General features: G+C 74.5%; 1 pseudogene. It reads right to left on the minus strand.

Going from position 1 to position 432, the window contains the following annotated elements:
- Window positions 1-64 precede the first annotated feature (64 nt).
- Window positions 65-432, minus strand: a pseudogene (locus LPA54_RS39515) (flavodoxin family protein); the annotation flags it as partial.

The following is a 432-nucleotide window of genomic DNA, read 5'->3' on the forward strand; positions in this document are numbered from 1 at the left end:
ATCACGCCCAACACGGAGGCGCAGGAGGAGTCCTCGGGCGAGTAGACCCGCGCCCCTCCTCCCCTTACTGCGGCGGCGGCCCGAGCGGGTGCGCGGCGAGGGCGCGGGCGACGCCCAGCAGGTTCGCGGCCATCGCGCGGCCCGTGCTGCGCGACCAGTCGTGGCCGCTGCCGCCCTCGAGGAAGCTGGGCCCGGGTCCCGGGCCCTGGTTCCAGTAGGTCCACGCCTGGCCGGGGATGGTGTAGCCGATGGCCTGGAGCCCCCCGGAGTTCTCGCTGAGCACTTGGAGCGCCCCGACCTCGTTGCCGGTGACGACGACGCCGGCGACCCGGTTGTAGGCTACCGCGCGGCCCTCGTCGTCCGTCTCGGACCGCATCGCGTCCATCCGCTCCAGGACCCGCGTGGCCACCGACGACGGCTGGCACAGCCAGG

The sequence above is a fragment of the Streptomyces sp. DH12 genome, from assembly GCF_020873895.1.
Classification (GTDB): Bacteria; Actinomycetota; Actinomycetes; order Streptomycetales; family Streptomycetaceae; genus Streptomyces.